The organism is Vibrio sp. RM-69-4, assembly GCF_024743775.1.
Taxonomy (GTDB): Bacteria; Pseudomonadota; Gammaproteobacteria; order Enterobacterales; family Vibrionaceae; genus Vibrio; species Vibrio anguillarum.
In genome coordinates, this window is record NZ_JAMQXI010000092.1 from 1 (window position 1) to 791 (window position 791).

Sequence of the window (791 nt, forward strand, 5' to 3'; positions counted from 1 at the left end):
TTTGACGCTGTCCCGTTTTTCCACAGCTTTCAACACTCCCTCAGGAAGGATATTATAAAGCGCTGCCACTTTTTTAGGTTGAGAAATTGTCACCTCAACAATAAAGTTAATCATTTCAAACAGACTATTTGCTACTTCTGGGTTGTCATTTAGATCAATTTCTCCTGGATGCACTGCGTTATTACCTATTACTCGGCAATAATCTAATGCTTGCTGAACTTCGATGGGCAAACCTTTGGTAACTAGTGAACCAATGTCATCGTTAATATTTTTACCCTTTTCACCCAATTCAATAAGCAGTTTTTGAATAGCTAAGCGAAGTAAAGCTGCGGCAGCTCGAGGAGATCGCGCAACAATGTCCCTAGCCTCGTTATAATCTGAAGTACATACTTCAGGTAAATCTTGGTGGTGAGGGGGTACTGGTGCTTCTGAGGGCACAATCATTCTACCTTGAAACCAAAAAGAAATTTCATTGCAATGACAACATTTATTATATGAAAACTCTGTATTCTGAAAATTACCATTTTGATTACGAAGAAAAATCTTATTCCAATATTGACTTGCGAATACTCCACATTGAACACAATGAAATTGTTCTTGTAGAAATATCGGTGGATAATATTTACTCATTTGTACTCCCAAACTCAAGAAACACTTAACGCCCGGCTAAGGGGTTGACAACGCACCGCTGAACTTAAAAAAACACTGTAAACACTGAACTTCAATTTTGCACTAAAGTCGCCACGCGTTGGCAATCCCTCTTGAGCCGTTTGTTATGCAAATTCAATGAG

The 791-nt window shown here is 38.7% G+C and carries 1 protein-coding gene; it reads right to left on the bottom strand.

Features of this window, described 5'->3' with window-relative positions; translation table 11 throughout:
- A partial coding sequence (locus tag NB504_RS17810; RefSeq protein WP_149145544.1) for a DUF4145 domain-containing protein occupies window positions 1-630 on the bottom strand: 630 nt, incomplete at its 3' end.
- Between the last annotated feature and the right edge of the window lie 161 nt (window positions 631-791).